Source organism: Pseudorhodobacter sp. (assembly GCF_030452865.1).
Classification (GTDB): domain Bacteria; phylum Pseudomonadota; class Alphaproteobacteria; order Rhodobacterales; family Rhodobacteraceae; genus Pseudorhodobacter.
Genome location: NZ_JAKDLJ010000214.1, coordinates 1 through 6,272 on the forward strand (window position 1 = coordinate 1; position 6,272 = coordinate 6,272).

The window sequence follows — 6,272 nt, forward strand, 5'->3', positions numbered from 1 at the left end:
GCCACTCCGGCGAGGATGGAGCCGAGCACCGCAAGGATCAGCAGGATAGGTGGCAGGAAAACCGACAGGATTTCAAAGGCAGGGACCACTTCGCGCGCACGCGGTTGCGGATGGTTGGCCGGGCGCAGCGACAGCGCGATGAACACCGCATACAGCGCCACCAGCACCAGCCCCGGCAGCATCGCCCCCGCGAACATATCCCCGACGGAAACCGGGGTGATCGCGAAATTCCCGGCCTTTTGCTGCGCCTCCAGATAGGCGTTTCCAATCTGGTCCCCCAGCAGGACCAGCAAGATCGACGGCGGGATGATCTGCCCCAATGTGCCGCTGGCGCAAATGATGCCACTGGCAAGACGTGGCTTTATCCCCGCCTCCAGCATCGCCGGGAGCGAGATCAGCACCAGCATCACCACCGTCGCCCCGATGATCCCCGTGGAGGCGGCGATCAGTGTCGAGAACGCAAGAACCGAAAGAGCGATTCCCCTCGGACTTCCGCCAAGCATCCGCGACAGCACCGCAAGCATGCGTTCGGCAAGGCCAGAGCGTTCCAGCAGCACCCCCATCAGCACGAACAGCGGCACCGCCATCAAAAGCGTGTTGGTCATCACCCCCCAGACACGGGCGGGATAGAAGCTGAGGAAGCCGATGTCGAAATGCCCCAGCGCGGCGGCGATCAGCGCCGTTACCAGTGGCACACCCGCAATCGCGAGCATCGCCGGAATACCGCTGAGGATGCCCAGAAACAGCGCAAGGATCAGAAAAAGCAGAAAGCCTTCATGCACCATCTTGCCCCTGCCTCTTCCGCAGAACCAAGGCTATCCCTTGCACAATCGTCATCGCCGCCGCTACCGGGAGTGCTGTCTTGACCAGGAACAAGCCACCAAGCCCCCCGGTTTCCAACGATGCCTCCCGAATCGCCCAAGAATAGGCGAGCTGCGGCGCCCAAGCCCAGATCAGCAACCCGAAAACCGGGATCAGGAACAGGAGCAACGCAACCACATCGGCCCAGTAGCGATAGGCGGCGGGCATGTGTTCAGAGAATACCTCGACCCGGACATGACCTTCGCGCGCCAAACAAACCGGTACGCTGAAAGCGACCAGAACGGCAAAGGCATAACTCGCCAGATCCTGCAATTGCAAATGGCCTTGGCCGAACCCATAGCGCATGACGACAATGATCAGGATCATCACCGTCAAAAGCGCAGTCGCCGCAAGGCAAAGCCAAAGCGCGATCCGGTCGAGCGCGGCACTGACGCAAAAGACTGCCTGTCGCATTGTTTGTCCTTTCGCTGCCGTCTCATGCCATGCCAAAAGGCTTGCGCCAAGGACCGGATTTAGCCTCCGGCATCAACGGAAGGCGGCAAAGCCAGCATCAGCCACCCACGCGGCATAGCCCTGCACCGGGTCAATCGAGTTGTGCAACAAGGCGATTCCCCGGTCCACCCCGGTTTTCAGCGCCTGCCCCCGGTCGGTGCGGGCCTGAACATGCGCGGTTTCCGCCAATCCGATTGCGCGGGGTGTCACCGCGATCAACCCGGAGTCGAGATCGGGGTTTGCCGCAGTCACACGGGCGACCGCGACCTGCGGGTCCACATCTTGCGCGATCAACCGCAGGGTTGCGGTGTTGACCGGCAAGCCGCCCTGCCCCGGCAGGTTCGGCATGCGATGCCCCGTCACCAGCCCTTCACGCGCCGCCACCAGAAATTGCGTCAGGGGCAACGCGCGGTCAGGACCGGAGGTGATGACAGCGGCAACGGGCGCGCTTTCCAACACCTGCCACAATCCGCTTTCCTGCCATTCTTGGCGGATCGTCTGCAACCCGCCGCGTTGACATTCAACCGAAATGGGGCCGCAGCCGCAGGGTATTACTGTGAACACAGCAAAGCCATGGATGGAGCCGGTTCCAGCCTCTTCCGCTTTGGCCCAGGCAGCGAGAACGGCAGCCCCGGCGCCGGGGCCGTAGGCGGCAATTCCAATGGTCATGGCAACCTCAAGGCTTTGATGTGAGAGTGTTTGTTGGTCGAGGCATCGAAACCGTCCATATCTTTTGCCATCAGAAGTGAGTTCAAAATCGCCTCCTCTGTCGCCTCTATCGCCGCTTCAAAGAGTGGTGACATTTCAGCGTTGCTCAAAGTTTCGGGAGGGTTGCGCCGGGTCGAAAACGCCAGCGCATAGTCACCCGAGCCGTTGCTGAATGCCGCGCCAATCCGCGCCAAACCGCCAAAGCAGCGACGCGCCAGACGTTCCAGATTGCGGGCGCAAAGCGGGGCATCGGTGGCAAGGATAATCACGATGGATCCATCGGCATCATGGCGTAATTCACCGTAAGGGCGACCGCCAATCCGCAAACTGCCGCCGAAATTCGACTGGACCAAAACGCCAAGCATATGGCCGTTTACCAACCGCGACGCGGTGCCAATGCCACCTTTCAACCCGAAAGCCACCGTCCCGGTGCCGGCCCCCACCGCGCCTTCACGCACCGGGCCGGGCGTGGCCGCACCAATCGCCGCGCGCATTTCGGCCACCGAGGGCCGCGCGGCGCGGATATCATTCAGCCGGGAGTCATTGCATTCCCCCACCACAGCATTGAGCGAGACGACGCGCGCATTGTCGGGCTGCGCCAGCGTATGCGCGATCAGCGCCTCAATCGCGCGCCCGGTGGCAAGGGTGTTGGTCAACAGGATAGGGGTCTCCAGCTCCCCCAACTCCCTGATCTGGGTCGCCCCCGTCAGCTTGCCAAAGCCATTGAAGACGGCCAAACCGGCAGGCACTTTCTCGGCAAAGAGATTGCCGCCATGCGGCAGAATTGCGGTGACTCCGGTGCGGGTGCGGTCGCCTTCGATCAGGGTCACATGACCGACACGCACACCCGCGACATCCGTAATTCCATTCAGCGGGCCGGCAGGGAAATGGCCGATGACGATGCCCCGTTCACGGGCGCGGTTTCCCGGCCCCGACACTACTTTGCGCCCCAAGTGTCCGACAACCGATAGCCTTCGGGCCAAGGGTCGGACGGGTCGAGCATGTGTTGATGAATCCCCGTGATCCAGCCGCGCCCCGAAATCTCTGGAATTACGGCGGGGCGGTTGCCCACGGTGGTTTCCCCCACAATTCGCCCGATAAAGGTGGAGCCGATGACGGAAACGATGGTCAACCGATCCTCCAGCCCCATCTCACCCTTGGCATGCAGCACAGCCATCCGCGCGGAAAGGGCTGTGCCGGTGGGCGAGCGGTCTACCTTACCCGGTTGTACCGCAACTGCGGACCCCGCACGAAGTTCATTGCCTTCGCGCGTGACCGGACCGGCGAACAGACAAAAGGAGAAATGCGTCCAATCCGGGTTTTCCGGGTGGTGAAAACGCAATTGCTCATTCGCGGCATTGGTGATTTTCACACCCGTCCTGGCGATGAAATGCGCCTCGTCCTCGGTGAGTTTCAGGCCCAAGGCATCGGCGTCCACAATCACGAAACTGTCGCCCCCATAGGCGGTGTCAACGGTCAGGGTGCCGATGCCCTCCACCTCCAGCGTCACGCCAAGATCGGCAGCGAAACTGGGCAGGTTTTGCACGAAAATCCGTTCGGCTTTCCCATCCTTACATTCAGCGCGAACATGGACGAGGCCGCCCGGTGCCTCCAAAACCATAGTGGTTTCAGGTTCGGTCATCGGGATCAGCCCACCATCCAGCAGGACAGTCGCAACGCAGATGGAGTTGGAGCCCGACATCGGTGGCGTATCCTCCGGCTCCATGATGATAAATGCGGCGTCGGCGCGCGGGTCTTTTGGTGGCACCAACAGGTTGACGTGACGAAAGACACCGCCGCGCGGTTCATTCAGCACAAAATTGCGCAGGGTTTGGTCGCGGGCGATCCAGCGCGATTGTTCCCAGATCGTATCACCCGGCGGGGGCAGAACGCCGCCAACGATAACGTCACCCACCTCACCTTCGGCATGGGCGGAAATGACGTGAATGGTTTTGCTGCTGCGCATCCTATGCTCCTTTCAGCCAAGCCGGAATGGCGGGGGCTTGGCCTGTTTGTGCGGCAGTCACACAATCGGCAAGGCTGCCAAAACGCACCTCCCGGCCCGAAAGCCCCGGCGCGTAATGGGCGTATTTGCCGGAATTGGTCATCAGGTTTCGGGCATCTTCCGGGAAAATCGGTTCTGTAATCGAACACCAGCAAATGTCGGGGATCACCCGCGCACCAAAGGCTTCCAGCCGCGCAAGAGTACCGTCAGCGCGGATCTCGGCCAGCACGTTTTGGCCGACGGTGATAATGACATCGGTTGTCTCGGCGCGGCGGCCGGTGGCGATTTTCGCCAGCGCGCGACATTCGGTGATGGAAAAATGCGGGCTGCCGAAGGCGATCAGGTCGATGGATTGTGGGCCGGTGTTCAACTCCGCCCAAACCCGCGCGAGGTCGGCGCGTGTGACGGTGATGCTGCCTGTGGGTTCCCGAAAACCCGATGCCTCCGGCGTGTGACCCGCGACATGCAGCATCGGTGCGGCGGAGGTGGTGCCGAACGCTGCGCACATCGCCTTGAGATCGTCAGGCGTGGGTTTCGCGCCCTCCAGCCCGGTCAGGACAGGGATGCAGTCGGGCGCAAGTTGCCCCGCGATATAGCCGAGCATTGGCCAGAGCGCATCGTCATGGCCTGCGGGCAAGTCGATATGCAAGCGGCGGCGCGGCGCACGGTTTTCCGGCAGATAGACGCCAGACAAAGGGGCGCGTCCGGTCATGGCGATGAACAGATCGAGATAATCGGGGTGTTTGACGGTGCGGGCCGCCAACACGGTATTGGCGTAAACCACCGCGTTGGATTCTGACCAGCCGATGTTTTCGCCTGCCTTTGGGGCACTGTCGAGCAAGTAAGGCGCACAGGTGAACGTCGGGCGCGCGCCCATTTTGACGTAAGCATCGGCCAAACGCGCGGCGCGCAGGCCGAAATCAGGCGGCACGCCTTGGCTGCGCCAATTGCCATGATCGACCGAGATGGCGTTGATCGTCGTGGGGATTGTCACACGCCCGCCCATCTCCTGCATCTTTTCGGCAAAGCGCAGGTTGGCGTCATTGGCAAGGATACAGCCGTCGATATGGCCCTGAGTCACATCAACCAAACCGGTCGCACCTTGCATGGTGGCCATGGCGCAAATCACCTCCATCGCGATGCGGCGGGCGGGGCCATCGGCGCCGTCAAGCATCGCTTGATCGCTGGGGTTCAGGATCAGCTCGGTGATGGGCAACGGATGCAGCGGAATGGTTTGGCCGTCGATGACAAGCACACGGTCTGTCAGTTCAGCGGTTTTGGCCTGTGCCGTCTTCACAAACGCTTCCGCATCGAGCCGCAATATCGGCACAGGCCGGTCAAACATCCGGCCCGCGATCATCGCGCCAAGGGTGACGACATCCTCATGTTCCCGGAACACAAAAGCTGCCGGGGCGATGCCGTTGAGCGCCAAGTCCAGCATCACGCCACTGCCCGAACATGACCCGCGCGTTGTCGGCATGACCAGCACTTTGTCACCGATATTTTGCCCACACAGCGGGTGATGCGCGTCTATCACCACGCCGGTCAGCGGATCAACGCCGCCCCAAAAAGACAAGCCCTCATCCGTTGCGAGGATATTTCCCGACGCATGACCGGGAATGACAGCTTGTCCGATCATTTAACAACGAAGCCATGGGCGAAGGGGTCGCGATCATCAATGAAAATAGTGTTGATCCCCGTCACCCGCGCCCAGCCTGCGATGGAAGGGATGATTGCGGGTTTGCCCGCGACGGTTGTTGCCGCCTCCACCCGACCTTTGAACAGCGAGCCGATGATGCTTTCATGCACATAGTCGTCACCGACCTTCAGCTTTCCCTTGGCAACAAGCTGCGCCATGCGTGACGAGGTGCCGGTGCCGCAGGGGGAGCGGTCAATCGCCTTTTCACCGTAAAGCACCGCGTTGCGGCCATGGGCGGTAGGGTCGATGGGTGCGCCGGTCCACAAGATATGCGAGAGGCCGCAAATTGCGGGCTTTTCAGGGTGGATGAATTCGTATTTCGCATTCAGAGCATCGCGCAGCTTGCGCCCCAGATGCACCAGTTCGCCTGCCGAATAATCCGCCATATCACGGTAGCTTTTCTGCGGCTCCACAATGGCATAGAAATTACCACCATAGGAAACATCGACGACGACCTCGCCCATACCGTCAACCTGCGCCGTCAGCCCTTCGGAATGCAGGAAGCCGGGCACGTTGGTCAGGCGGAGCTCCTCAATAAACCGCCCC

Annotated in this window: 7 protein-coding genes; all 7 read right to left on the reverse strand. The window is 61.4% G+C overall.

Annotated elements, in window-relative coordinates; genetic code table 11:
- Positions 1-785: TRAP transporter large permease subunit (locus L0H65_RS12585; RefSeq protein ID WP_301459402.1), on the reverse strand; the 785-nt coding region annotated here is incomplete at its 3' end.
- Complete coding sequence (locus tag L0H65_RS12590; RefSeq protein WP_301459403.1) at positions 775-1,275, reverse strand: TRAP transporter small permease subunit; 501 nt, start codon at positions 1,273-1,275, stop codon at positions 775-777. The genes L0H65_RS12590 and L0H65_RS12585, both read right to left, overlap by 11 nt.
- Before the next feature lie 72 nt (positions 1,276-1,347).
- The gene (locus tag L0H65_RS12595; protein ID WP_301459404.1) at positions 1,348-1,983 is read right to left on the reverse strand and encodes a hypothetical protein; all 636 of its coding nucleotides are present in this window, start codon (positions 1,981-1,983) and stop codon (positions 1,348-1,350) included.
- On the reverse strand, positions 1,980-2,960 hold the full coding sequence (locus L0H65_RS12600) for a P1 family peptidase (RefSeq protein ID WP_301459405.1): 981 nt from the start codon (positions 2,958-2,960) through the stop codon (positions 1,980-1,982). Before L0H65_RS12600 ends, L0H65_RS12595 begins: the two co-directional genes overlap by 4 nt.
- Positions 2,960-3,988, reverse strand: a complete 1,029-nt coding sequence (locus L0H65_RS12605) for a proline racemase family protein (RefSeq protein ID WP_301459406.1) — start codon at positions 3,986-3,988, stop codon at positions 2,960-2,962. The genes L0H65_RS12600 and L0H65_RS12605 overlap by 1 nt, the downstream gene beginning before the upstream one ends.
- Before the next feature lies 1 nt (position 3,989).
- Positions 3,990-5,666 carry an aconitase X gene (locus L0H65_RS12610; RefSeq protein WP_301459407.1) on the reverse strand — a complete coding sequence of 559 codons (1,677 nt, stop codon included), beginning with the start codon at positions 5,664-5,666 and terminating at the stop codon, positions 3,990-3,992.
- Positions 5,663-6,272, reverse strand: a 610-nt coding sequence (locus tag L0H65_RS12615; RefSeq protein ID WP_301459408.1) for a proline racemase family protein, incomplete at its 5' end; no start/stop codon positions are given. The genes L0H65_RS12615 and L0H65_RS12610, both read right to left, overlap by 4 nt.

Coding starts and splice junctions, on each gene's coding strand:
- L0H65_RS12590 (WP_301459403.1), bottom strand. CDS start 1,275: ATGCGACAGGCAGTCTTTTGCGTCAGTGCCGCGCTCGACCGGATCGCG.
- L0H65_RS12595 (WP_301459404.1), bottom strand. CDS start 1,983: ATGACCATTGGAATTGCCGCCTACGGCCCCGGCGCCGGGGCTGCCGTT.
- L0H65_RS12605 (WP_301459406.1), bottom strand. CDS start 3,988: ATGCGCAGCAGCAAAACCATTCACGTCATTTCCGCCCATGCCGAAGGT.
- L0H65_RS12610 (WP_301459407.1), bottom strand. CDS start 5,666: ATGATCGGACAAGCTGTCATTCCCGGTCATGCGTCGGGAAATATCCTC.